At 65.1% G+C, this 23,628-nt stretch carries 21 protein-coding genes and 2 riboswitches; of the genes, 14 read left to right on the forward strand and 7 right to left on the reverse strand.

Annotated features, from left to right (window positions below):
- The first annotated feature begins 4 nt into the window (after positions 1-4).
- Both B015_RS0117755 and B015_RS0117760 read left to right on the forward strand, forming a co-directional pair.
- A complete protein-coding gene (locus B015_RS0117755) occupies positions 5-1,186 on the forward strand; it encodes a DUF2333 family protein (RefSeq protein WP_018429077.1) in 1,182 nt (393 codons plus the stop codon).
- 209 nt (positions 1,187-1,395) lie between these two features.
- A complete protein-coding gene (locus B015_RS0117760) occupies positions 1,396-3,075 on the forward strand; it encodes a formate--tetrahydrofolate ligase (RefSeq protein WP_018426510.1) in 1,680 nt (559 codons plus the stop codon).
- 172 nt (positions 3,076-3,247) lie between these two features.
- On the opposite strand, the gene B015_RS0117765 is transcribed toward B015_RS0117760, so the two are convergent.
- Entirely contained in the window at positions 3,248-4,420 is a 1,173-nt protein-coding gene (locus tag B015_RS0117765; RefSeq protein ID WP_018429078.1) for an acyl-CoA dehydrogenase family protein, read from the reverse strand.
- 162 nt (positions 4,421-4,582) lie between these two features.
- Here B015_RS0117765 and B015_RS0117770 point away from each other — a divergent pair, with 162 nt between their 5' ends.
- Positions 4,583-5,275, forward strand: a complete 693-nt coding sequence (locus B015_RS0117770) for a winged helix-turn-helix transcriptional regulator (RefSeq protein WP_018429079.1) — start codon at positions 4,583-4,585, stop codon at positions 5,273-5,275.
- On the opposite strand, the gene B015_RS0117775 is transcribed toward B015_RS0117770, so the two are convergent.
- The 3 genes from B015_RS0117775 to B015_RS0117785 all read right to left on the reverse strand — a co-directional run bounded on the left by B015_RS0117775 (position 5,272) and on the right by B015_RS0117785 (position 7,187).
- Positions 5,272-5,733: a GFA family protein gene (locus B015_RS0117775; RefSeq protein ID WP_018429080.1), complete on the reverse strand. Its 462-nt coding sequence runs from the start codon at positions 5,731-5,733 to the stop codon at positions 5,272-5,274. The genes B015_RS0117770 and B015_RS0117775 overlap by 4 nt on opposite strands.
- A 143-nt stretch (positions 5,734-5,876) precedes the next feature.
- Positions 5,877-6,350 carry a 6,7-dimethyl-8-ribityllumazine synthase gene (locus tag B015_RS0117780; RefSeq protein ID WP_018429081.1) on the reverse strand — a complete coding sequence of 158 codons (474 nt, stop codon included), beginning with the start codon at positions 6,348-6,350 and terminating at the stop codon, positions 5,877-5,879.
- A gap of 76 nt (positions 6,351-6,426) precedes the next feature.
- A riboswitch (FMN riboswitch) is annotated at positions 6,427-6,573 on the reverse strand.
- Positions 6,574-6,632: 59 nt separating this feature from the next.
- Positions 6,633-7,187 carry a sugar O-acetyltransferase gene (locus B015_RS0117785; RefSeq protein ID WP_026227416.1) on the reverse strand — a complete coding sequence of 185 codons (555 nt, stop codon included), beginning with the start codon at positions 7,185-7,187 and terminating at the stop codon, positions 6,633-6,635.
- 153 nt (positions 7,188-7,340) lie between these two features.
- On the opposite strand from B015_RS0117785, the gene B015_RS0117790 reads away from it, so the two are divergent.
- Positions 7,341-7,805 carry a membrane protein gene (locus B015_RS0117790; RefSeq protein WP_018429083.1) on the forward strand — a complete coding sequence of 155 codons (465 nt, stop codon included), beginning with the start codon at positions 7,341-7,343 and terminating at the stop codon, positions 7,803-7,805.
- Positions 7,802-9,184: an FAD-containing oxidoreductase gene (locus B015_RS0117795; protein WP_018429084.1), complete on the forward strand. Its 1,383-nt coding sequence runs from the start codon at positions 7,802-7,804 to the stop codon at positions 9,182-9,184. The genes B015_RS0117790 and B015_RS0117795 overlap by 4 nt, the downstream gene beginning before the upstream one ends.
- Positions 9,185-9,287: 103 nt before the next feature.
- Here the strand turns inward: B015_RS0117795 and B015_RS0117800 are convergent, their stop codons facing one another.
- Both B015_RS0117800 and B015_RS0117805 read right to left on the reverse strand, forming a co-directional pair.
- Entirely contained in the window at positions 9,288-10,055 is a 768-nt protein-coding gene (locus B015_RS0117800) for an isocitrate lyase/phosphoenolpyruvate mutase family protein (protein ID WP_018429085.1), read from the reverse strand.
- Positions 10,056-10,277: 222 nt separating this feature from the next.
- A complete protein-coding gene (locus B015_RS0117805) occupies positions 10,278-10,733 on the reverse strand; it encodes a MarR family transcriptional regulator (RefSeq protein ID WP_018429086.1) in 456 nt (151 codons plus the stop codon).
- Between the two features lie 170 nt (positions 10,734-10,903).
- On the opposite strand from B015_RS0117805, the gene B015_RS0117810 reads away from it, so the two are divergent.
- Positions 10,904-13,366 carry a membrane-bound PQQ-dependent dehydrogenase, glucose/quinate/shikimate family gene (locus B015_RS0117810; RefSeq protein ID WP_018429087.1) on the forward strand — a complete coding sequence of 821 codons (2,463 nt, stop codon included), beginning with the start codon at positions 10,904-10,906 and terminating at the stop codon, positions 13,364-13,366.
- 48 nt (positions 13,367-13,414) lie between these two features.
- Here B015_RS0117810 and B015_RS0117815 read toward each other — a convergent pair whose 3' ends face one another.
- A complete protein-coding gene (locus B015_RS0117815) occupies positions 13,415-14,320 on the reverse strand; it encodes an EamA family transporter (RefSeq protein WP_026227417.1) in 906 nt (301 codons plus the stop codon).
- Between the two features lie 96 nt (positions 14,321-14,416).
- Between B015_RS0117815 and B015_RS0117820 the strand changes: the two genes are divergently transcribed.
- The 8 genes from B015_RS0117820 (at position 14,417) to B015_RS0117855 (ending at position 23,620) form a co-directional block, all read left to right on the forward strand.
- Entirely contained in the window at positions 14,417-15,274 is an 858-nt protein-coding gene (locus B015_RS0117820; RefSeq protein ID WP_018429089.1) for a LysR substrate-binding domain-containing protein, read from the forward strand.
- 134 nt (positions 15,275-15,408) lie between these two features.
- Positions 15,409-16,575, forward strand: coding sequence for an MFS transporter (locus B015_RS0117825; protein WP_018429090.1), 1,167 nt, complete (start codon positions 15,409-15,411; stop codon positions 16,573-16,575).
- Positions 16,576-16,607: 32 nt separating this feature from the next.
- Positions 16,608-16,815: riboswitch (cobalamin riboswitch) on the forward strand.
- 107 nt (positions 16,816-16,922) lie between these two features.
- Positions 16,923-17,738: an ABC transporter ATP-binding protein gene (locus B015_RS0117830; RefSeq protein ID WP_018429091.1), complete on the forward strand. Its 816-nt coding sequence runs from the start codon at positions 16,923-16,925 to the stop codon at positions 17,736-17,738.
- 18 nt (positions 17,739-17,756) lie between these two features.
- A complete protein-coding gene (locus B015_RS0117835) occupies positions 17,757-18,701 on the forward strand; it encodes an ABC transporter substrate-binding protein (protein ID WP_018429092.1) in 945 nt (314 codons plus the stop codon).
- Between the two features lie 53 nt (positions 18,702-18,754).
- Complete coding sequence (locus B015_RS0117840; RefSeq protein ID WP_018429093.1) at positions 18,755-19,762, forward strand: iron ABC transporter permease; 1,008 nt, start codon at positions 18,755-18,757, stop codon at positions 19,760-19,762.
- A 243-nt stretch (positions 19,763-20,005) separates the two neighbouring features.
- The gene (locus B015_RS0117845) at positions 20,006-22,195 is read left to right on the forward strand and encodes an anthranilate synthase (protein ID WP_018429094.1); all 2,190 of its coding nucleotides are present in this window, start codon (positions 20,006-20,008) and stop codon (positions 22,193-22,195) included.
- A gap of 68 nt (positions 22,196-22,263) precedes the next feature.
- Complete coding sequence (locus tag B015_RS0117850) at positions 22,264-23,220, forward strand: cation diffusion facilitator family transporter (RefSeq protein WP_018429095.1); 957 nt, start codon at positions 22,264-22,266, stop codon at positions 23,218-23,220.
- 100 nt (positions 23,221-23,320) lie between these two features.
- Positions 23,321-23,620 (forward strand): putative quinol monooxygenase, encoded by a 300-nt coding sequence (locus B015_RS0117855; protein ID WP_018429096.1) that lies wholly within the window; start codon positions 23,321-23,323, stop codon positions 23,618-23,620.
- Positions 23,621-23,628: the final 8 nt, after the last annotated feature.

Consider the following 23,628-nt stretch of genomic DNA (forward strand, 5'->3'; position numbering starts at 1 on the left):
CACAATGCTCGATCCGATCGTGAATTTCTTCACCCGGATATTCCAGTGGATCGGACGCGGCATCGGCTTCGTCATTGGCCTGATCCTGTGGCCGTTCATGTGGGTGGGCCGCTGGTACGGCCAGCGCGGGCTGATCCTCAAGGCCGTGCTTGGCCTCGCCATCGTCTGCTTCGTCGGCCTCTATGCCTATTTCTTCTATGTCACCCAGTTCTGGCGGGATTTCGATCCCGACTACCCGACCCGGGTCGCAGCATCCTCGACCACGGCCCAGGCCAAGAACGCACTGGCCGGCGACCCGATCGTTGCGGCAACGGCGCCTGCCACCGACACGCAGGCACCGGCCGCCGCCGCAACCGGCCAGACCGCCCCTGCCCCGCAGGTCTGCAAGCGCTCGGAGATCGCAGCGGTTGCTGCCGATCTCATCGACTTCAATGTCAACCGCAATGCGTGGATCTCGTCCATGCTGGTGTCGAAGCTCGGCTTCTTCGGCATGCCGTGGCGCAATACGCCCTTCTTCGACAACAAGGCCGCCTTCCAGCTCGGCATCAACCAGGTGCTGCGCCGCACGACGACCGAACTGGTCGACACGCTCGGCCGCGCCCGCGGCACTTCGCGCATCGACCAGAACCTGCAGGACGCGCGCACGGCAATGGCCTGGGACGAAGACGCCTGGTACATCGGCGTGCGCGGCCCGACGCGCCCGACGCCGAGCGTCTATCGCGACGGCATCGCCAAGCTGCGCGCCTTCAACGCCACTCTCGAGAAGTGCCAGGCGACCTTCGACGCCCGCGCCGACAACCTGCTGCAGTTCCTCGACCGCATCGCCGGTGACATGGGTTCGACCTCCGACATCCTGCGCAGCCAGATCGAGGCGTCTGATGCCGGCTGGTTCGATCCGCGCGCCGACGACCGCTTCTGGTTCGCCTACGGCCAGCTCTATGCCTATTACGGCATCCTGAGCGCGACCCGCGAAGACTTCTCGTCCGTCATCCGCGAGCGCAACCTCGCAACCCTGTGGGACACGATGCAGACGCAGATGCGCGACGCGCTCAACATGCAGCCATGGATCATCTCGAACGGCAACGAATCGAGCTTCCTGTTCCCCTCGCACCTCGCGACCATGGGCTTCAACCTTCTGCGCGCCCGCTCGCAGATCGTCGAAATCCGCAGCGTGCTCGACCGCTAAGGCGGTCGGGTTCATGCCCAGCCCTTGGGGAGTGCGCAGCGCCTGCCCGTTGCCGCTCCCGATGGGGCCGCACCAGCCGTGACGAAACCTGTCGCAATCCGTGCATTGGGCGGCTGTTTTGAGACGGCGGCGAGCGGCGCTGTCGCGCTTCTATGCACGCGAGAAGGTGAACCACCCTCATTTGCGACATGAACTCCGGAGGAGCGGCAATGGCCGAATTCAAGACCGATATCCAGATTGCGCGTGGCGCGAAGAAGAAGCCGATCCAGGAGATCGGTGCGAAGATCGGTATTCCGAACGAGCATTTGCTGCCTTATGGCCATGACAAGGCAAAGATCTCGGCCGAGTTCATCGCCGATGCGCGCAAGAACAAGGACGGCAAGCTGATCCTGGTCACCGCCATCAACCCGACGCCGGCCGGCGAAGGCAAGACCACGACCACGGTAGGCTTGGGCGACGGCTTGAACCGCATCGGCAAGAAGGCGATCGTCTGTATCCGCGAAGCCTCGCTCGGGCCGAACTTCGGCGTCAAGGGCGGTGCCGCCGGCGGCGGTTATGCCCAGGTCGTGCCGATGGAGGACATGAACCTCCACTTCACCGGCGACTTCCACGCCATCACCACCGCCCACAATCTTTTGTCGGCGCTGATCGACAACCACATCTACTGGGGCAACGAGCTTAACATCGACACCCGCCGCGTCGTCTGGCGCCGCGTCATGGACATGAACGACCGCGCCCTGCGCGAGATCAACTGCTCGCTCGGCGGCGTCGCCAACGGTTTTCCGCGTGAAGCCGGCTTCGACATCACGGTTGCTTCCGAAGTCATGGCGATCCTGTGCCTCGCCACCGACCTCAAGGATCTCGAAAAGCGCCTCGGCGACATCATCGTCGCCTATCGCCGCGACAAGAGTGCCGTCTATGCCCGCGACCTCAAGGCCGACGGCGCCATGGCCGTGCTTCTGAAGGACGCCGTGCAGCCGAACCTGGTGCAGACGCTGGAAAACAACCCGGCCTTCGTCCATGGCGGCCCCTTCGCCAACATCGCCCATGGCTGCAACTCGGTGGTCGCCACCACCACCGCGCTGAAGCTTGCCGACTATGTCGTCACCGAAGCCGGCTTCGGCGCTGATCTCGGCGCCGAGAAGTTCTTCGACATCAAGTGCCGCAAGGCGGGCCTGAAGCCGGCAGCCGCCGTCATCGTCGCCACCGTGCGCGCCATGAAGATGAATGGCGGCGTCAAGAAGGAAGACCTTGGCAAGGAAGACGTCGAGGCGGTCAAGCGCGGCTGCGCCAATCTCGGCCGCCACATCGAAAACGTCCGCCAGTTCGGCGTGCCGGCGGTGGTCGCCATCAACCACTTCTATTCCGACACCGACGCCGAGATTGCGGCGATGAAGGACTATGTCGCCAAGATGGGCGAAGAGGCGATCCTGTGCCAGCATTGGGCCAAGGGCTCGGCCGGCATCGAGGATCTCGCCAAGAAAGTGGTCAGCCTGGCCGAAAGCGGCGTCTCGCAGTTCGCCCCGCTCTACCCCGACGACATGAAGCTGTTCGACAAGATCGACACCATCGTCAAGCGCATCTATCGCGGCTCGCAGGCGATCGCCGACAAGAGCGTGCGCGACCAGCTGCATGCGTGGGAACAGGCGGGCTACGGCAATCTGCCGGTGTGCATGGCCAAGACGCAGTACTCGTTCTCGACCGACCCCAACCTGCGCGGTGCCCCCGTCGACCATGTGGTGCCGGTGCGTGAGGTCAGGCTGTCGGCCGGCGCCGGCTTCGTCGTCGCCATCTGCGGCGAGATCATGACCATGCCGGGCCTGCCCAAGGCGCCGTCATCGGAAAAGATCTTCCTCAACGAACAGGGACAGATCGAAGGCCTGTTCTGAGGCGAAACCAACATTCCAAGACGAAGGGGCGAGGCCGCAAGGCCCCGCCCCTTTTCATTTCAGAAGGCCAAGGTTGGTGTCTACGGCCCACCCATCTGCAAACCGCACCCGCCACGGGTGCCCGTGGCGGACGCATTTCAGGAACAACCTGGCATCAGCCGGGAGGCTGCCTTCAAAAGATCGTATCGACCGGCAACCCCAGCGCCATCGCTCCAGTGTAGCGGGCCTGCGGGCCGGCCTGCAGCGGGTGGAAACGCGCGGCCTGCATGTCGCGGAAGCGGCGCTCGAGGCCCTTGTCGCGGTAGAAGGAGGCGCCACCGGCGAGTTCCATGGCGAGCTCGACCACCTCGAGGCCATGGCGGGCGACCAGCGAGCGGCCGATCATCACCTCGTTGACGCTTTCCGCCGATGGCGTGTTGCGCTCGGCCGTCTCGATCATCGAGCGATGCGCCATCTGGGCCGCGCGCAAGGCGGTGTCCATGCGTCCGGCAAGGGTGAGCGTGGTCTCGCCTGCCTGCTTCTTCCTGGTGATCTCGACAGCGATGTCACGGGCGCTTTCGGCGACCCCGAGATAGACCGCATAGATCAGCGGAAAGGCGATGGTGGCGATGATCTGGAACACCGGATGCCAGTGGCCCGGCGCGCGTGAGAAGGCAACGGAAGCATCCGGCACGAACAGCCCGTCGATGACGACGTCGTTGGAGCCGGTGCCGCGCATGCCCAATGTATGCCAGTTGTCCATGACGCTGACCTCCGGCGCCCGCATCGGCACGCCGAAATGGATGACCTTTTCGGTGCCGTCCTCGGCGCAGGCGATCGCCCCGGTCATCAGGATGTCGCCGGCAGCCGCACCCGAAGTGAAGACCTTGCGCGCGGTGATGCGATAGCCGCCCTCGACCTTCTCGGCCTTGCCCGAGCCGCCGATCCAGTCGGACCCGCCGCTGGAGAGCAGGATGATCCTCTCTGTTGCGACGCGCTTGAGCAAGGGTTCGACGGCGGCGACATTCTGGTAGCGCCAGCGCCAGGCGGGGATCGCCACCTGGTGGGTGTGCATGGCAAAGGCCAGCGCGGTCGAACCGCAGGACTGCGCCATGATGCGCAGCATTTCCGAGAGTTCGCGCAGGCCGGCCCCGCCGCCGCCCAGTTCGAGCGGCACGCCCGCCTGAACCAGGCCGGCTTGCTTGAGAAGCGCATAGTTGTCGGCGACGAAACGGTCGCCCTCGTCGAACTTGGGAGCACGTTCGCCAAGGACGGAAGCGAGGTCGTGGGCCACGCCCACGACGTCGGTCGGCACTGCATGTCCGCCGGCGGTTGCCAGCGCGGATTCTGCTACATTCCTCATCATGCTGTCTCCAGTTGAAACGGCAGGCGGGCGGAGAATTGCGCCTGAGACGAGCGCGGTCCAGTTCAGGAACTGAATCGCCGTCTGGCCGGTCAGACTTATGGGCTAGATGCGGGAAAGCAGCTTTTGCGCTATAAGACGCACGTTGCCTGCGCATGGTGCGAGATGAGCGATCGCGGCGGTTACGGCCAGTTTTGCCCGGTTTCGATGGCGTCGGAGGTGCTGTGCACCCGCTGGACGGCTTTGGTCGTGCGCGAAATGCTGATGGGATCGAGCCGTTTCAACGATCTGCGCCGCGGCGTGCCGCGCATGTCGCCGGCACTGCTGTCCAAGCGGCTGAAGGAACTGGAGCGTGCCGGCGTGATCCACACCGAGCGCGGCGGCTCAGGCAGTGTCGAATACCGGCTGACCGAAGCCGGCGAAGACCTGCGGCCGATCATCCTCGGCCTCGGCGAATGGGGGCACCGCTGGGTCGAAAGCCAGCTAACCCTCAGGAATCTCGACCCTTCGCTCTTGATGTGGGACATGCGGCGCAACCTCAATCCCGAGCCTTTGCCGCCGCAGCGCTGCACGATTCACTTTCTGTACCCCGAAGTGTCGAAATCCCAGCAGAACTGGTGGCTGGTGGTCGATGACGGCACGGTCGACCTGTGCAATTCCGACCCCGGCTTCGAGGTCGACCTGCAGGTCACCGGCTCGCTGCGCAGCATGACGGCGGTCTGGATGGGGCTGGCGCGGCTGAGCCAGGAGATCGATTCCGGCCATCTCGAACTCGACGGCGACGACCGCATCGCCCGCGCCATGCAGGCATGGCTGGGCCTGAGCAGCTTCGCGCCGGTGGCGAGGCGGGTCCCCTAGCTCGCCGCCCAGGCCTGGTATTCGTGCATCAGCGGCTCAAGCTCTTCCATTCCAGGAAACTCCGGGAAGCTCCTGACAGCGCCGGTTTCGGCAAACGACATCCTGGTCTTGGTGAAGGTTTCCATGAACGGCCTGAACCAGGCCGTGTCCTCAAGCATGGTCGGCCGCACATTGACGAACCAGTCGACGCCGACGACGCGGGTGAACATCCACGTCTTGCAATGGTCGCAGAACTGGTGGTGCAACTGCTCGCCATGCGCCCCGCCGACGACGGTTTCGCCCTTGGTGACGGCAAAGCCGTCGGCAGGCACCATCGCCGTCAGCGAATAGGCCGAGGACGACATCTTCTGGCAGCCGGGGCAATGGCAGGCCGCGGTGCAGATCGGCGCCTTCGACACCTCGATCTCGACTCGCCCGCAGCGGCACGCGCCCTTGAGCGGCAGTGGAATGGACGGCATGGCGAACTCCCCTGATGATGCAGCGCGATCATGCGATGCGGGGGCTTGGAAGCCTAGGCCTACAATCGTCTTTTCGGTGCGGCGTGCCATCGCAGGGGCCGTCGGCCCTCCCCAAAAAGGGGAGAGCCGGGTGCGCGTTCGCGTCAGGCGGCGATCAGCGCACGCGCCTTGAGCAGCTCGACGCAGGCATTGGCGGCTTCCTTGCCCTTGACCTTGAAGTGGTCGAAGAAGAAGCGGTGATGCTCGGCGCTGTCATGGTAGTTGTGCGGGGTCAGCACCGCCGAGAGAACCGGCACCCCGGTCTGCAGCTGTACGTTCATCATGCCGTCGAGCACGGCATGCGCCACGAAGTCGTGGCGGTAGATGCCGCCATTGACGACGAAGGCAGTGCCGAGGATCGCCTGATGGCGGCCGGTTCCGGCCAGCGTCTTGGCAAACAGCGGGATCTCGTAGGCGCCGGGCACGTCATAAATGTCGACGGCGATACGGCCGTCCGACAGCTTCTCGATCTCGGAGCTGAAGGCCTTGACGCATTCGTCGACGATGTCGGCATGCCAGCGCGCCCGGATCACGGCAACGCGGGTCGTATCGAAGTCTTTCGGGGATTGCTGATTCATGGGTCCATCCTTCCGTTTCGAACCAGAATCAGGACGCACGAGACGGAATCCCGGCGGCTCGCGCCTCCGCTTTCCCGTTCGTTCTCTTCCATCCGGACTGTGACCGTCGGCTCCGGAGTCGCACCGGATCTGCTGACCCTCCAGTTGCCTGGAGGCGCTCGCGGGCTTGGATTCGAAAACCCTTACCGCCGGTGGGGACTTTCACCCCGCCCTGAGAACATTAACGCCATCCGATATGGCGGCGACCCGGCCCACTGTCAACGTCAGGAATAATAGTTTCCGCTATCTGGCGAGCGGACGTGCCGGATTGCCGACGACTGTCGCGCCCGCCGCAACGCTCTTCGTCACCACCGAGCCGGCGCCGACGATGGCGTTGTCGCCGATCTCGATGCCGCCAAGCAGGATGGCGCTGCCGCCGACCCATACGTTGCGGCCGAGGGTGACCGGCCTGCCGATCTCAAGGCCGACCCGGCGCAGCACCGGGTCCTTGTGATGCTCGGGGCAGTAGATCTGCACGCCGGGGCCAAACATCGTGCCCTCGCCTATGCGCACCGGCGCCGTATCGAGGATGGTGCAGCCGGCATTGAGGAACACGCCCTCGCCCAGATGGATGTTGAAACCATAGGCACAATGGAACGGCGCCTCGATGCGGCAGCCGGCGCTGGCCGCGCCGAGCAGCTTGCGGAGAGCGGGCGCGATGTCGCCGCGCGCTGACGGCGGCAGCGAATTGTGCTCGAAGATGGCGTTGGCGGCGGCAAGGCGCAGCGCGTCGAGTTCGGCGTCGACGCAATTGTACCACGCGCCGGCGGCCATCTTGTCGCGTTCGCTCGTTGCCATGTCAGCGTTCCTTTCCCGTTCGTCCAGCCAAACCACAGAAAGGCTCATGCTGCAAAGGTTGAAGCCCTGCTGCTCTGGCGAAACCATGTGGCTGTGCTAGCCTCCGGCAAAGTGCACTTTTGGTACCGGCCATAACCACCAGGGGGACAACGTATGGCAATCTACCTTCTCGCACTGCTCATCGGGTTGGTTGCCGGCCTCAGGGCCATGACCGCCCCGGCGGCTGTCGCCTGGGGCGCCTGGCTCGGCTGGCTGCCGGTCGCCGGTACCTGGGCAAGCTTCATGGGCCACTGGATCACGGTTGCGATTTTCACGCTTCTGGCGCTGGTCGAACTGGTGACCGACCAGTTGCCCTCGACGCCCAGCCGCAAGGTGCCGCAGCAATTCGGCGCGCGTATCGTCATGGGCGCGCTTGCCGGCGCCGTCATCGGCACGGTGGGAGGGGCTGCGATCGGCGGACTGGCCGCCGGCATCATCGGCGCCATTTTGGGTACGCTCGGCGGCGCGGCTGTGCGGGCGAGCCTCGCAAAATCCTTCGGCAAGGACCTGCCGGCGGCGCTGATCGAGGATGCCGTGGCGATACTCGCCGCACTGCTGATCGTAAGCATGGCAGCATGAGCCCCGCCCAGAAATTCGACGCCATCATCATCGGCTGCGGCCAGGCCGGGCCGCCGCTGGCCGGACGTCTGGCGGCAGCGGGGCAGACGGTGGCGCTGATCGAGCGCAAGCTTGTCGGCGGCACCTGCGTCAACACGGGCTGCAAGCCGACCAAGACCATGGTGGCGAGCGCCTATGCCGCCCATCTCGCCCGATCAGGCGCCGACTATGGCGTTTCGACCGGCCCCGTCTCGGTCGACATGAAGGCGGTGAAGGCACGCAAGGACAAGGTGACGGTCGATTCCCGCGCCAGCCTGGAAGGCTGGATCGCCGGCATGAAGGGCTGCACGCTCTATCGCGGTCATGCCCGTTTCGAGGGACCGCATGAGGTGCGCGTCGGCGACCACCTGCTCCATGGCGAGCGCATCTTCATCAATGTCGGCGGCCGCGCCAACATCCCCGATATGCCTGGTATCGACGACGTCACCTACCTGACCAACACCTCGATGATGGAGGTCGACTTCCTGCCCCGCCATCTCGTCGTGGTCGGCGGCAGCTATATCGGGCTGGAATTCGCCCAGATGTTCCGCCGCTTCGGCGCGCAAGTGACCGTCGTCGAAAAAGGCCCGCGACTGGTCTCGCGCGAAGACGAGGATGTGTCGGACGCGGTGAAGGGCATACTCGAGAACGAGGGCATCGCACTCAGGCTCGACGCTGAATGCATCAGCTTCGCTCCTCACCCTGATGGCGTGACCGTCGGCGTCGACTGCACGTCGGGCGACCGCGCGGTGACGGGTTCGCATGTGCTTTTGGCCATCGGCCGCAAGCCCAACACCGACGACCTCGGTCTCGACAAGGCCGGCGTCGCCATGGACAAGCGCGGCTACATCGAGGTCGACGACCGGCTCAGGACCAATGTGTCGCACATCTGGGCGATGGGCGACTGCAACGGCAAGGGCGCCTTCACCCACACCTCCTACAATGACTTCGAGATCGTCGCAGCCAACCTTCTGGACAACGACCCGCGCAAGGTCAGCGACCGCATCGAAGCCTATGGGCTCTACATCGACCCGCCGCTCGGCCGCGCCGGCATGACCGAGGCGGCGGCGCGCAAGAGCGGCCGCAAGGTGCTTTCAGGCCAACGGCTGATGACACGCGTCGGCCGCGCCGTCGAAAAAGGCGAGACGCAAGGCTTCATGAAAATCCTAGTCGATGCCGACACAAGGCAAATTCTCGGCGCCTCGGTGCTGGGCACCGGCGGTGACGAGGCGATCCATGCGGTGCTCGACCTGATGTACGCCAAGGCGCCAATCGAGACGCTGCAGCGCGCGGTGCACATCCATCCAACGGTGTCGGAGCTTCTGCCGACGATTGCCATCGAGCTGAAGCCGCTGGACTAGAGCAATTCCAGGAAAAGTTCGCAGCGGTTTTCCCAGGAATTGCGCAAGCAACCTCTAGGCCAGGCCCGTCCCGACAACTCCGAGACGGGCCTTTCTCTTCGGTCTACTCGAAGGCAGCCCGCGCCTTGGCCTCCAGCCATTCGGCCATCTGGCGATAGGGCACCGGACCGTAGCTGATGCGGGCGACGCCGAGCTCGGCGAGCTTTGCCTTCGGCGGCACGTGGGCGAGCGCGATGATGTTGACGGGCAGCGGCACGGCCGCACACAGCCTGCCGATCAACCGCTCGACGCCGAGACCGGGAGCAAAGAAGCCATGCGCGCCGGCCTTGGCGTAGGCCTGGGCACGTTCGATCGCCGCATCGACATGCGCGTCGTTGTGATCGTCGTATTTTTCCTTGAGGAAGATGTCGGTGCGGGCGTTGATGAAGGCAGGGATGCCCGACGCCTTGACGGCCTCCGCCACGGCCGAAATCCGTTCGGCCTGAAGCCCAATGTCGTGCAGGCCGCTGCCACCGACGACCTGGTCCTCGAAGTTGAAGCCGATGACCCCTTCAGCCAGCGCCCGCGTCACGGTCGCGGCGGCCGCCTCGGGCTCGACGCCATAACCGCCCTCAAGGTCCATGGTGACAGGCAGGTCCGTGGCCGCGACGATGCGGCGGATGTTGTAGAGCGCGAGGTCGAGCGGGATCTTTTCGCCATCGGCAAAACCAAAGGCGGCCGCCACCGGCCAGCTGCCCGTGGCAATCGCCTTGGCGCCGGCCTTGGCGACGATGTTGGCGCTGCCCGGATCCCAGATGTTGTAGAGAACCACCGGGTCGCCCTTCACGTGCAGGGCATGGAAGGCCTTGGCCTTGTCGATCTGGCTGGTCATGGAATTCGCCTCTTTGGGTGACTGAGGGCCGAAACCTATCAGCGCGAGGCATTCTTGCCATAGCACAGAATACGGTAAGTGAGTTGCCAGAAACGGGGGTAATCGCTGCTGCCTGGGCCAGGACCATCGCGTCAGCTGTCAGGTCATGGCATGGCCTCGACCGCTGCAACCCAAGTCCAGGTCGAGGGGCAGCGCCTTTCCATCAACACCGGATGACGGGCGTCAGCCCTCGTCGGGTTCCGCCGCGAGCAGCCGCGCCTCGAGCCGTTCCAGCAGCGTAACGGCGATTTCCAGTTCGTGCTCGTCTTCGCCGGCAAGGAGATCATTGCGCAGGCGCTCGAAGATCCGCTCGATCTTGATGACGCGGGCGCGCCCGGCATCGGTGAGCGACAGGATCTTGGCGCGACGGTCGCCGGGATCGCCGACACGCACGATCAGCCCATCGGCGGCAAGGATATCGACGATGCGCACCAGCGACGGCCCCTCGAAACCGAGATGATCGGCAATCACGCCCTGGCGGATGTTGTCGCCCAGCCGCGACAGCGTCACCAGCGGCATGGCGGTGGCGTGCGACAGCCCGCAATCGTCGAGCGCGTGGTCAGCCGCGCGCCGCCACAGCCGGGCGACCGATGTGACATTCTTGGCGAAATTGGCGCGTGCGGCGGAGGCATTGGACATTCGAGAAAGATAGCATATTATCTATTAGGATGCGATTAGATTCTTGAAGATAGAAAAAGCGCGACGGCCGGGCGAGGAGACGTACGCGCAAGACCTGCAAGAGCAATCGCAGCCGACGTCACCCATCCGGGCGGCGTCGAACCGTCCGATAATCTTCGCAGGTAACCAAAATGGCAGAACAACAGAAAAGCGGGAGCGGCGGCAGCTGGCTTCTGGTTCTATTCGGCCTGCTCATGGTCATCATCGGGGCACCGCTCGTTTATGGCGGTGTCCAGCTGATCGGCCTGGGTGGATCGTGGTATTACGCGCTCGCCGGCCTCGGCGTCATCGCTTCAGGCATCCTCTACATCATGCGCCGCAAGGCAGGCCTCTGGCTCTACGGCTTCGTCTTCCTGGCGACCGTCGCCTGGGCGCTGTGGGAATCCGGTCTCGAATTCTGGCCGCTGATCCCGCGCCTGGTGGCACCCGCCGTCATCGCCATCCCGGCGCTGTTGCTCGCCCCCCTCTTCCCGACTGGCGTCGGCACCCCCCGCCCCGGTAAGGCTGGTCCTTTCGCGCTCGCAGCCCTTTTGGTCGCGGCACTTGCGGCAACTGCCTTCTATGGCTTTACCCCGCATGGCGTGACCCGCAATGCACTGGCTTCAGCCGAGCCCAAGCCGACCGTGCCCCCGGCCGCCGCAAGCGCCACCGACTGGCGCCACTACGGCCGCACCCCGGCGGGCACGCGCTATGCGCCGATCGACCAGATCAACCGCGACAACGTCGACAAGCTCGAGGTCGCCTGGACCTTCCGCTCGGGCGACACCCCTCAGGGCAGCGCGCAGGACCAGAGCACGCCGCTGTTCGTCGACGACACGCTCTACACCTGTTCGCCCAACAACATCGTCCATGCGCTGAACCCGGATACGGGCGACGTGAAGTGGAAGTTCGATCCCAAGGCGAAGTCGCCGCTGTGGCAGCGCTGCCGCGGCGTGAGCTACTACGAGCCGGGTCCGGCAACGGCTGAAGCCGGAAACTCCGCGCCGGCCAATGCAGCTGCCCCCGCCGATCCGCTGGCGCCGGCAAGCCCGGTCGCGCAGACAACGCCGGTCGCCCAGGCCAAGGCCTGTGCCGCCCGCATCGTCATGACCACCATCGACGCCCGCCTGATCCAGCTCGACGCCAAGACCGGCGAGCTGTGCCAGGATTTCGGCACCGGCGGCATCGTCGATCTCAAGCAGGGCATGGGCGAGATCAAGGACGGCTTCTACTTCCAGACCTCAGCGCCCACCGTCATGCGCGACCTGATCATGGTCGGCGGCTGGGTGTGGGACAATGTCGAGACAGGCGAACCCTCGGGCGCAGTGCGCGCCTTCTCGGCCCGCACCGGCGAGCTGGTCTGGGCCTGGGATCTCGGCAACCCCGCAATCACCAAGCTGCCGCCGGAAGGCGAAAGCTACACGCGCGGCACGCCCAACGTCTGGTCGACGCCGGCCTATGACGAAGCCCTTGGTCTCGTCTACCTGCCGACCGGCAACGCGACGCCCGACTTCTTTGGCGCGCATCGCTCCAAGGCAGCCGAGGACTACACCGCCTCGGTCGTGGCGCTGGATATCGCCACGGGCCGCGAGCGCTGGAAGTTCCAGACCGTGCATCACGACATCTGGGACTACGACGTTCCTGCCCAGCCGGCACTCTACGACGTGCCCGATGGCAAGGGCGGCACCGTTCCGGCGCTGATCCAGATCACCAAGCGCGGGCAGATCTTCATGCTCGACCGCCGCGACGGCAAGCCGATCGCCGAAGTCGAGGAGCGCCCTGTCCCGCAGACCGGCGGCGTGCCGGAGGACTTCCTGTCGCCGACGCAGCCTTATTCGGTAGGCATGCCCGAGATCGGCACCGCGCCCTTCACCGAGGCGAGGATGTGGGGTGCGACGCCCTACGACCAGCTCTACTGCCGCATCGAGTTCAAGAAGATGCGTTACGAGGGTGAGTTCACGCCTCCCGGCCTGACACGCTCGATCATCTTCCCCGGCTATTACGGCGGCATGAACTGGGGCAGTGCGGCGATCGACGAGGCGCGTGGCCTGTTGATCGTCAACGACATCCGCATGCCGCAGTTCGCCCAGCTGATGCCGCGCGAGGAGACCGACAACTATGGCGGCTCGGCAGCCCATGACGGCCTGTCGCAGCAGAAGGGCACGCCCTATGGCGCCATGAAGAACGGCTTCATGTCGCCGCTCGGCGTTCCCTGCCACCAGCCGCCTTACGGCACCTTCACCGGCATCGACCTGAAAACCCGCCAGATCGCCTGGCAGGTTCCGGCCGGCACGCTTGAAGATACCGGTCCGCTCGGCTTGAAGATGGGCCTGCAGATCCCGATCGGCATGCCGACGCTTGGCGGCCCCATCGCCACTTCGGGCGGCGTCGTCTTCTACGCCGGCACGCAGGACTACTATCTGCGCGCGCTCGACGTGGAGACCGGCAAGGAACTGTGGAAGGGCCGCATGCCTGTTGGCGCGCAGTCGACCCCGATGACCTTCGTCTCGCACGAGAGCGGAGCGCAATATGTGGTGATTTCCGCTGGCGGAGCGCGCCAGTCGCCCGACCGCGGCGACTACATCGTCGCCTACCGGCTGCCCAAGCAGAACTGATTGCTCAGGGCATAGATATTGAAAGGGGCGCCTCAGGGCGCCCCTTTTTCATTTCTGGCTGGCGAAGGCCGTGCCGCCCCGGCGCACCGGCAACCGCCAGCCGAGCCGCACGCCGAGCGTGGCGACCGCGATCAGGACCATGCCCAGTCCCTGGGCGATGCCGATGGGATGGTCGTAGATCGCCCAGTCGATGATGATGGCGACGACCGGATAGACGAAGGTGAGCACGCCGATGACTGGCGTCGAAAGCCTGGGATAGGACGAAAACATCATCACATAGGCGATGCCGGTATGAAGCACGCCGATGCCGACAAGCCAGCCCCATGAGGCGGGCGCGATGTCACCGGCAAAATTGGCGAAGGGCGCGAGCATGACCACGCCGACCACCGTCTGGCACAGCACCGTGATCTCGGGCCGCTGCTCGCCCAGGCCCTTGGCCAGGATCGTGACGACCGCGTAGAGGAAGGCGCCGCCGAGCGCCATGGCGATGCCGATCATCCAGGTCGTCGTGACCGGATTGTCCGAGACGACGAGGCCGCTGGCCAGCACGACACCGAAGAAGGCAGCCGCCATCCAGGCGATCTGGTCGGCGGTGATGCGCTCCTTGAGGAACAACACGCCGATCAGCACCACGAAGAACGGCTGGATGTGGTAGACGATGGTCATCACCGCAATCGAGGTCTTGGCGAAGCCGGCGAAGAAGGCCGTCCAGCTGAACACCATGCAGACGCCGCACAGCGCGGCGCGCGCCAGGCGACTCCAGGACAGCGAATTGTCAGGCAGATAGCCGCGCAAAAAACACCAGGCGCCGAGAAACAGCGAGCCGAACAGGCAGCGCCAGAAGACCGTCGTGACCGGGTCGACGCCCGCCTCGGTGACGAAGGCGCCGACAGTGCCTGAAATCGCCATGGCGACAGTGAGGTTGAGGGCGGGAAAGCGGGAGATGTTGGTCATGCTGATCTTCCTTGGCGACACCCAAACAAGCCCTGATTGACGATTTCATTCAAACGAATAGATTTGGCGAACCCTATTCGAAATGCTGATACCGCCATGGCAATGCCGCTCGACCTCGACCTGCTCAGGACCTTCGTCGCCGTTGCCGACAGCGGCAGCTTTTCCAATGCCGCCGCGCGCGTCGGCCGCAGCCAGTCAGCGGTCAGCATGCAGATGCAGCGGCTGGAGCAGAGCGTCGGCAAGCAACTGCTCGTCCGCGGGCCGCGCGCGGTGACCACCAATGCGATCGGCGAGGAGATGCTGGCCTATGCCCGCCGCCTGCTGAAACTGTCGGACGAAGCCTGGGCCAGCGTCACCCGGCCCGAGGAAGCCGGCAGCGTGCGGCTCGGCGTGCCTGATGATTATGCCGCCTTCCTGCTGCCGCCGGTGCTGTCCCGCTTTGCCGCAGCCCACCCGCTGGTCAATGTCGAACTTGTCTGCGAGCAGTCGACCTCGCTGATCAAGACCTTCGCCGACGGCAAGCTCGACCTTGCCATCATCACCCGCAGCCCCGAACAGGCCATCGAGGTGCTGCAGCGCGAGCGCCTGGTCTGGGTCGCCTCGCCCAACCATGTCGCCTGGGAGATTGATCCCCTGCCCGTCGCCCTGTTCGAGCCGGGCAGCTTGGCGCGACGCATCGTGCTGCAGGTGCTGGGTGCCGCCGACCGCTCGTTCCGCAGCACCTATTCCAGCGCCAGCCTGCTTGGGCTGATCGCCGTCGTGCAGGCGGGACTGGCAGTCGCCGGCCTCGCCCAGCGCAGCGTGCCGCCCAGCCTGCGCATCATCGGCGAAGCCGAAGGCCTGCCGCCCCTGCCGGAGATGGAGATCGGCATCCTGCGCAACCCGCAGGCCGGCAATTCGGCCGTCGAGCGGCTCTACGAATTCCTTCGCCGCGACCTGACGCAACAGTCCTGACCTAAGCCGGATTGCTGCCGCCGAATGGCTGCCATGCACGGCACGCATTGCTGCAATGCACCAACATCGCTTGCACCGTGGCCGGCATGAGGAAAAAGTAGACCTAAATCGTTTCAGCTCCCCCGAGTCCGTCCATGCCCTTGCCGATCCTCGCTCTGGCCGTTGCATCCTTTTGCATCGGCACCACCGAATTCGTGATCATGGGGCTGTTGCCCGAGGTCGCAGCCGACCTCGGCGTATCGATCCCGGCCGCCGGCCTTCTGGTCACCGGCTACGCGCTCGGCGTCGTCATCGGCGCCCCGATCATCGCCATCGGCACGGCGAAACTGCCGCGCAAGCCGGTGCTGATCGGCCTTGCCATGCTGTTCGTGCTCGGCAACCTGCTCTGCGCCGTAGCTCCCACCTACTGGACGCTGATGGCGGCGCGCGTCATCACCGCGCTTGGCCACGGTGCCTTCTTCGGCATCGGCTCGGTCGTGGCGGCAAGCCTTGTGCCTGCCAACAAGCGCGCCAGCGCCATCGCCCTGATGTTCGCCGGCCTGACGCTCGCCAACATTTTGGGCGTGCCCGGCGGCACCGCGCTCGGCGAGGCCTTCGGCTGGCGCATGACCTTCTACGCCGTCGTCGTCATCGGCCTGATCTCGGTCGCGGCCATCGCCTTCCTGGTGCCGGCCGGTGTCGCCCCTCCCGGCAAGGGCGGCGTGGCGGGCGAGGTCAAGGTGCTGGGCAAGCTGCAGGTCTGGCTCGCCATGATCATCTCGGCCTTGGCATCGGGCAGCCTGTTTGCCGTCTTCACCTACATCAAGCCGATCCTGACCGACGTCACCGGTCTGTCAGTTGAATCAGTCACCTGGATCCTGCTTTTGTTCGGCGGCGGCATGACTATCGGCAACATCATCGGCGGCAAGCTGGCCGACTGGAAGCTGATGCCGACGGCCATCGGCGCACTGGTGGTGATGGCGGCGATCCACGTCGCCTTTGCCGAACTCAGCACTTCGGCGCCGGCGGCGATCCTGCTCGTCTTCATGTGGGGCGTCATCACCTTCGTCATCGTGCCGCCGATGCAGATGCGCGTCGTCGAAACCGCATCCGAAGCGCCGAACCTCGCCGCCACCCTCAACCAGGGCGCCTTCAATGCCGGCAATGCCGCCGGCGCCTGGGTCGGCGGTGCGGCAATTTCGATGGGCGTAAGCTATGCCGACCTGCCGCTCGTCGGCGCCGCCATCGCGCTCTCCGCCTTCGGCGTCGCCGTATTTTCCTTCGCCATCGAGCGCCGTGACGCAATTCAGCAGGCGGCATGACGCTTTAGCGATTGTCAGCATCCCGTCGCTGCTGTAGCGACGACAATGATGGTTCCTGCCGTCTCCGGGCGGCAGGTTAAATGGGAACACGGTGAGACGTCCTCGACGCGAAACCGTGGCTGCCCCCGCAACTGTGAGCGGATAGCAATTCGGAAAACTGCCACTGGTCGTCAGGCCGGGAAGGCTCCGAGGCGCGATCACCCGCAAGCCAGGAGACCTGCCATCATCCGATTAACTCAACCGGCCGGGGTGTGCCGCGGAGATGATGATGGTTGCGACTGCCCTTTTCGGTACCGGCGCGCTGACCGGATCGTTCTGCCTGCTCCGCCTGATCGCGGAGACAGGGCATGCTCGATCGCGTCCACGCCGCTAGCCGCCTTGTCGGCTCGACCCCGGCACTTCTCGAACTCGACGGCGTAAGCTGGGGGCCGCGCGCTTCCAGGCCCATCCTCGAACCGGTGACGCTGTCGGTCGCGCCTGGCGAGTTGCTGGCCATCGTCGGCCCCAATGGCGCCGGCAAGTCGAGCCTGCTGCGCTGCCTCTACCGCTACCACAGGCCGGTTACGGGCACTGTCCGGCTCGACGGCGCCGACATCTGGAAAATGAGGCCGCGCGATTGCGCCCGCCGCATCGCAACCGTGCTGCAGGAAAGCGCCTCCGACTTCGGCCTGACGGTCGCCGAGATCGTCGAGCTGGGCCTGACACCGCATGCGGCCGGCTTCGGCACCAGCGGTGACGACTACGAAAAAGTCGAGGCCGCTCTTGCCCTGCTCAGCCTGACCGCCCTTGCTGCGCGCGATTTCAACTCGCTGTCCGGCGGCGAAAAGCAGCGCGTCATGATTGCCCGTGCGCTGGTGCAGCGGCCCGATCTTCTGATCCTCGACGAGCCGACCAACCATTTGGACATCCGCCACCAGCTCGAGGTGCTGGAACTGCTCGGCAATCTCGGCTGCACCGTCATCGTCTCGCTGCACGATCTGGCGCTCGCATCCGCCCATGCCGACCGCGTGCTGGTGATGGATGGCGGCCGCGCGATCGCCTGCGGCAAACCTGCCGAGATCCTGACGCCCGAGCGCATCCGCCGGAGCTTTGCCGTCGGCGCCACCCTCGACGACCATCCCGTCACCGGCCGCCCGCGCTTTTCCTTCCATCTCGAACGCTGACAAACCAAAGGAGCCCCAATGCGCCTGCCCCTCATCGCCGCCGCCCTGCTCGCCACCTGCGCCTCCTCAATGGCCAGCGGCTTCCCCGTCACCGTCAAGAGCTGCAACCGCGACGTGACCTTCGAAGCCGCGCCCAAGCGCGCCGTCTCGCACGACGTCAACCTGACCGAAATGATGCTGGCGCTCGGCCTCGCCGACCGCATGGTCGGCTATTCCGGCATATCGGGCTGGAAGACGCTGGACGAAAACCTGCGCAAGGGTGTGGGCGAACTGCCCGAGCTCGCGCCGAAATACGTCACCAAGGAAGTGCTGCTCGGCGTCGACACCGATCTGTTCTTCGCCGGCTGGAACTACGGCATGAAGGTCGGCGGCGACGTGACCCCCGAGACGCTCGCGCCCTTCAACATCGCGGTCTACGAGCTGACCGAGAGCTGCATCCACATCATGAAGAAGGACAAGTCATCGCTTCAGGACATGTATGCCGACCTGCTCAATCTCGGCGCGATCTTCGGCGTGCGCGAGAAGGCCGATGCGCTGGTATCCGGCTACGAGAAGGAGCTCGCCGACTTCCAGGCGACGCTGCCCAAGCTCGACAAGCCGGTGAACGTGTTCCTCTACGATTCCGGCGAGCAGAAGCCCTTTACCGCCGGTCGTTACGCCATGCCGACGGCAATCATCGAGGCTGCCGGCGGCAGGAACATCGCCGACGACGTCGAGTCGAGCTGGGCCGAGATCGGCTGGGAGCCTGTCATCGAGCGCAACCCCGACATGGTGGTGATCGTCAACTATGGCGAAGTGACCGCAGAGCAGAAGATCGAGTTCATGCGCACCAACCCGGCCTTCAAGGACATCGCAGCGGTGAAGAACAACCGCTTCTTCGTGCTCGAATACAACGAGGCGACGCCGGGGCCGCGCAACATCGCAGCGATCAAGCGCCTCGCAGCCGCTGTGCGGGCCGGCTGACCGTGTCGCACCGCCACCTCGTCGCAGGGCCGCGACATGTCCTGATCCATGCCATGCCGGCCCTGATCCCGGGGCTGGTGGTCGCGCTCGTCATCGCCATGGTCATCGCCGTCGGCGTCGGCCCGGTGGCGATCCCGCTCGAGACCGTGTGGGGCGTGATCGCCAACAAGCTGATACCTGGCAGCGTCGAGGTGGTCTGGTCGAGCGGTCGCGAAAACATCGTCTGGGACGTGCGCGCGCCGCGCGTCATCCTGGGAGCTGTCGTCGGCGCATCGCTGGCGTTGGTGGGCGCGGCACTGCAATCGGTGACGCGCAACCCGCTTGCCGACCCGCATCTGCTGGGCATTTCGTCGGGCGCGGCTTTCGGCGCCATCATGGCGCTGATCCATGTCGGCATGGTGTTCGGCACGGCAACCGTGCCGGTCTTCGCCTTTGCCGGCGCAATGGCAGCGACGGCGCTGGTGCTGGCGATCGCCAACCTGACGCGGGTGCAGTCTGCCGGGCAGCTGATCCTTGCCGGCGTGGCGGTGAGTTTCATCATCTCCGCCGCTGCCAACCTGTCGATCTTCATCGGCGACCCAAAGGCCGCCCATGTGGCGATCTTCTGGATGCTCGGCGGCCTCGGCCTGGCGCAATGGAGCCACCTGCCCTACCCGCTCATCGCCCTGGTGCTTGGCGGCGCCTGGCTGCTGATGCAGACCCGCAACCTCAACGCCATGACGCTCGGCGACGAGAGCGCGACTGCGCTCGGCATCCCGGCTCGTCGCTTCCGGCTCAAGGTCTTCGTCGTCTGCGCACTGCTGACCGGCTGTGCGGTCGCCTATTCGGGCGTCATCGCCTTCGTCGGCCTGATGATCCCGCACATCGTGCGCTTCTTCGTCGGCGGCGACTACCGCCGGGTTCTGCCGCTGTCGGCGCTGGTCGGAGCCATATTCCTGATCGCCGCCGACATGGCCGCCCGCACCGTGATGCCGCCGCAGGACATGCCGCTCGGCATCGTCACCGGACTGATCGGCGGCGTGGCTTTCGTGGTGCTGATGCGCCGCCGGACAACAAATTGACGGACAGTTGGTAATGCAATGCAACACGACGCAAATCCGGTTGCGCCGCCGATTTTTCGCCGCTATGCATTTGCCCATGAACACGACTTCGCTCCAGAACACTTGGTGGCGGGCCAGCTGACAGCGGCCTCTTGAAGCGCGTGCGCGTGAAAATTGTGGTGGCCGCAACGGGAATTCCGGGCGGCCATTTGCTTTTTTCGAACCAGGCTCCGGAACCTCCAGCGGCAAGAGATGGAGACGGGAATGACGGTGGAAATCCTCGAAAATGGCGCTGAGCGCTTTGTCACCGGAGGTGGCATTGCGATCACGAGAGAGCGCCACGAGACCGCCTATGCCGGGGCGATCGAGACCTATCTCGACGGACTCAACAGCCGGCGTGGCGCGGTCTTTTCCTCGAACTACGAATATCCTGGCCGCTACACCCGCTGGGACACCGCCATCATCGACCCGCCGCTGGTGATCTCGGCCCGCGGCCGCGCCATGAAGATCGAAGCGCTCAACGCGCGCGGCGAAGCCCTGTTGCCCGTCATCGGCAAGACGCTGGCTGCCCTGTCGGAAGTGACAATCGGCGAAACCAGCGCACGCCTGATCAAGCTCGAAGTCGAAACGCCCGGCCGCGTCTTCACCGAGGAAGAGCGCTCGCGCGTGCCTTCGGTGTTCACCGTGCTGCGCGCCATCACCGCCCTGTTCAAGACCGACGACGACAGCAATCTCGGCCTCTACGGCGCCTTCGGCTACGATCTCGCCTTCCAGTTCGACCCCGTCCAGCACAAGCTCGAACGCAAGGAAAGCCAGCGCGACCTGGTGCTGTTCCTGCCCGACGAAATCCTTGTCGTCGACCACTATTCGGCCAAGGCCTGGCACGACCGCTACGACTATGCCGGCGCAGACTTCTCGACCATTGGCGTCGCTCGCGACAGCGTCGTCGAACCGTTCAAGACCTCCGACCGCATTCCGCCGCGCGGCGACCATGAGCCGGGCGAATACGCCCAGCTGGTGCGCCGGGCGATGGACAGCTTCAAGCGCGGCGATCTGTTCGAGGTCGTGCCCGGCCAGATGTTCTACGAGCGCTGCGAGACCGCACCTTCGGAGATTTCGCGTCGGCTGAAGAACATCAATCCCTCGCCCTACTCGTTCTTCATCAACCTCGGCGAAGGCGAATACCTGATCGGCGCGTCGCCCGAAATGTTCGTGCGCGTCAACGGTCGCCGGGTCGAGACCTGCCCGATCTCGGGCACCATCAAGCGCGGCGACGACGCCATCTCCGACTCAGAGCAGATTCTCAAGCTGCTCAACTCGAAGAAGGACGAATCCGAGCTCACCATGTGCTCCGACGTCGACCGCAACGACAAGTCCCGCGTCTGCGAGCCGGGCTCGGTGCGTGTCATCGGCCGCCGCCAGATCGAGATGTATTCGCGCCTGATCCACACCGTCGACCACATCGAGGGCCGCCTGCGCGAGGGCATGGACGCCTTCGACGCGTTCCTCAGCCACGCCTGGGCGGTGACGGTGACGGGCGCGCCCAAGCTCTGGGCCATGCGCTTCATCGAGAACAATGAAAAGAGCCCACGTGCCTGGTATGGCGGTGCGATCGGCATGGTGCATTTCAACGGCGACCTGAACACGGGCCTGACCCTGCGCACCATCCGCATCAAGGACGGCATCGCCGAGGTGCGCGCCGGCGCCACCCTGCTCTACGATTCCGTTCCCGAAGAAGAAGAAGCCGAAACCGAACTGAAGGCCTCAGCCATGCTTTCCGCCATCCGCGACGCCAAGACCGGCAACTCCGCAGGCACCGAGCGCACCACCGCGCGCGTCGGCGAAGGGGTGAAGATCCTGCTCGTCGACCATGAGGACTCCTTCGTCCACACGCTCGCCAACTACTTCCGCCAGACCGGCGCTGACGTCTCGACCGTGCGTTCGCCGGTGCCGGAGGAAATCTTCGACCGCATCAAGCCAGATCTCGTGGTGCTGTCGCCCGGACCCGGCACGCCCAAGGATTTCGACACGGCGGCGACGATCAAGAAGGCGCGCGACCGCGATCTGCCGATCTTCGGTGTGTGCCTGGGCCTGCAGGCGCTGGCCGAAGCCTATGGCGGCGAGCTGCGCCAGCTGGCCGTGCCGATGCACGGCAAGCCGTCGCGCATCCGCGTCTCCAAACCCGGCATCGTCTTCTCCGGCCTGCCCAAGGAAGTGACCGTCGGCCGCTATCACTCGATCTTCGCCGACCCGGTGCGGCTGCCCTCGGACTTCGTCGTCACCGCCGAAACCGAGGACGGCGTCATCATGGCGTTTGAACACAAGAAAGAGCCGATCGCGGCGGTGCAATTCCATCCCGAATCGATCATGACGCTCGGCCATGACGCCGGCATGCGGATGATCGAGAACGTCGTCGCGCACATGCCGCGCAAGGCCAAGGAAAAAGCGGCCTAGCCCGAAATCAAGACCTTTCGCCTCGTGGCCACGCGCCGCGGGGCGAAGCCAGTTACCGAAGCGAGATCATGATCCAGACCGAAACCCAGAGTTCGTCAGCCACCGTTGGCAAGTCGACATCGGCCAAGCAGCGCATCGCCAAGCTTGCCTTCTGGTCGATCATCATCGGCTCGCTGGTGATGGGCCTGAAGTTCCTCGCCTGGCAGCTGACCGGCTCGGTGGCGCTCTATTCGGACGCGCTCGAATCCATCGTCAACGTCGTCGCCGCCATGGCCGCCTTCTGGGCGATCAAGGTCAGCCACAAGCCGGCCGACATGGATCACCAGCACGGCCACCACAAGGCCGAATATTTCTCGGCCGTGCTCGAAGGCGTGTTGATCGTCGTCGCCGCCCTGCTCATCCTGTTCGAGGTCTGGCGCAGCTGGGGCCACCCCATGGACACCCAGCAGTCCTGGCTCGGGCTCGGCATCAACGGCACCGCTGCCGTCATCAACGCGGTGTGGGCAAGCATGCTGATCCGTGTCGGCCGCGCCGAGCGTTCGCCGGCCATGGTCGCCGACGGCCATCACATCATGACCGACGTGGTGACATCGGCCGGCGTGCTGATCGGCCTGGTCGGCGCCATCGCCACCGGTTGGACGATCCTCGATCCGGTTCTCGCCGTCATCGTGGCGCTCAACATCCTGTGGCAGGGCTGGCACGTCATCAGCTCGTCCATGGACGGGCTGATGGACCGCGCCGTCGAACTGGACGAGCACATGCGCATCCGCGACATCATCTCGTCCAACTCGAAGGGCGCCATCGAGGTCCACGACCTCAAGACCCGCATTGCCGGCCGCGCCACCTTCATCGAGTTCCATCTCGTGGTCGACGCCGACATGAGCGTGGGCGACAGCCACGTCATCTGCGACCGCATCGAGGACGCGCTGAAGGAAGAGATCCCCTCGGTGCGCGTCATCATCCATGTCGAGCCCGAGGACGAGGCCAAGCTGCCCAAGGGCACGGTCGCGGTGCCGTTCGCGTAACTGTCAGCAATGACGGCCTCGCTTGTCCCATACGGCTGGACAAATCCGTCAAATGGAAGCTCCATCCCGTCGAACGGATAGGCATATGCGAGGTCCAGAAATGTTCGGCCTGATCGGAAAGATGCGGGCGCAGCCCGGCAAGCGCGACGAGCTGCTTGATATCCTGCTCGCCAGCACCGACGCCATGCCGGGTTGCCTGAGCTATGTGATTGCAAGGGATCCTTCGGATGCCGACGCGATCTGGGTCACGGAAGTCTGGGACAGCAAGGACAGCCACAAGGCGTCGCTGCAGCTGCCCGCGGTGCAAGCCGCGATCAAGCAGGCGATGCCGCTGATCGCAGGCTTCGACACCAGCATCGAGACGGAGCCGGTCGGCGGTTTCGGCCTCGCATCGGTCTGACCCGGGCA

It is taken from the genome of Hoeflea sp. 108 (genome assembly GCF_000372965.1).
Classification (GTDB): domain Bacteria; phylum Pseudomonadota; class Alphaproteobacteria; order Rhizobiales; family Rhizobiaceae; genus Aminobacter.

Bases quoted from the DNA above. Each gene is read 5' to 3' on its own strand.
- B015_RS0117755 (WP_018429077.1), top strand. From the start codon at position 5: ATGCTCGATCCGATCGTGAATTTCTTCACCCGGATATTCCAGTGGATC.
- B015_RS0117760 (WP_018426510.1), top strand. From the start codon at position 1,396: ATGGCCGAATTCAAGACCGATATCCAGATTGCGCGTGGCGCGAAGAAG.
- B015_RS0117765 (WP_018429078.1), bottom strand. From the start codon at position 4,420: ATGATGAGGAATGTAGCAGAATCCGCGCTGGCAACCGCCGGCGGACAT.
- B015_RS0117770 (WP_018429079.1), top strand. From the start codon at position 4,583: ATGAGCGATCGCGGCGGTTACGGCCAGTTTTGCCCGGTTTCGATGGCG.
- B015_RS0117775 (WP_018429080.1), bottom strand. From the start codon at position 5,733: ATGCCGTCCATTCCACTGCCGCTCAAGGGCGCGTGCCGCTGCGGGCGA.
- B015_RS0117780 (WP_018429081.1), bottom strand. From the start codon at position 6,350: ATGAATCAGCAATCCCCGAAAGACTTCGATACGACCCGCGTTGCCGTG.
- B015_RS0117785 (WP_026227416.1), bottom strand. From the start codon at position 7,187: ATGGCAACGAGCGAACGCGACAAGATGGCCGCCGGCGCGTGGTACAAT.
- B015_RS0117790 (WP_018429083.1), top strand. From the start codon at position 7,341: ATGGCAATCTACCTTCTCGCACTGCTCATCGGGTTGGTTGCCGGCCTC.
- B015_RS0117795 (WP_018429084.1), top strand. From the start codon at position 7,802: ATGAGCCCCGCCCAGAAATTCGACGCCATCATCATCGGCTGCGGCCAG.
- B015_RS0117800 (WP_018429085.1), bottom strand. From the start codon at position 10,055: ATGACCAGCCAGATCGACAAGGCCAAGGCCTTCCATGCCCTGCACGTG.
- B015_RS0117805 (WP_018429086.1), bottom strand. From the start codon at position 10,733: ATGTCCAATGCCTCCGCCGCACGCGCCAATTTCGCCAAGAATGTCACA.
- B015_RS0117810 (WP_018429087.1), top strand. From the start codon at position 10,904: ATGGCAGAACAACAGAAAAGCGGGAGCGGCGGCAGCTGGCTTCTGGTT.
- B015_RS0117815 (WP_026227417.1), bottom strand. From the start codon at position 14,320: ATGACCAACATCTCCCGCTTTCCCGCCCTCAACCTCACTGTCGCCATG.
- B015_RS0117820 (WP_018429089.1), top strand. From the start codon at position 14,417: ATGGCAATGCCGCTCGACCTCGACCTGCTCAGGACCTTCGTCGCCGTT.
- B015_RS0117825 (WP_018429090.1), top strand. From the start codon at position 15,409: ATGCCCTTGCCGATCCTCGCTCTGGCCGTTGCATCCTTTTGCATCGGC.
- B015_RS0117830 (WP_018429091.1), top strand. From the start codon at position 16,923: ATGCTCGATCGCGTCCACGCCGCTAGCCGCCTTGTCGGCTCGACCCCG.
- B015_RS0117835 (WP_018429092.1), top strand. From the start codon at position 17,757: ATGCGCCTGCCCCTCATCGCCGCCGCCCTGCTCGCCACCTGCGCCTCC.
- B015_RS0117840 (WP_018429093.1), top strand. From the start codon at position 18,755: ATGCCGGCCCTGATCCCGGGGCTGGTGGTCGCGCTCGTCATCGCCATG.
- B015_RS0117845 (WP_018429094.1), top strand. From the start codon at position 20,006: ATGACGGTGGAAATCCTCGAAAATGGCGCTGAGCGCTTTGTCACCGGA.
- B015_RS0117850 (WP_018429095.1), top strand. From the start codon at position 22,264: ATGATCCAGACCGAAACCCAGAGTTCGTCAGCCACCGTTGGCAAGTCG.
- B015_RS0117855 (WP_018429096.1), top strand. From the start codon at position 23,321: ATGTTCGGCCTGATCGGAAAGATGCGGGCGCAGCCCGGCAAGCGCGAC.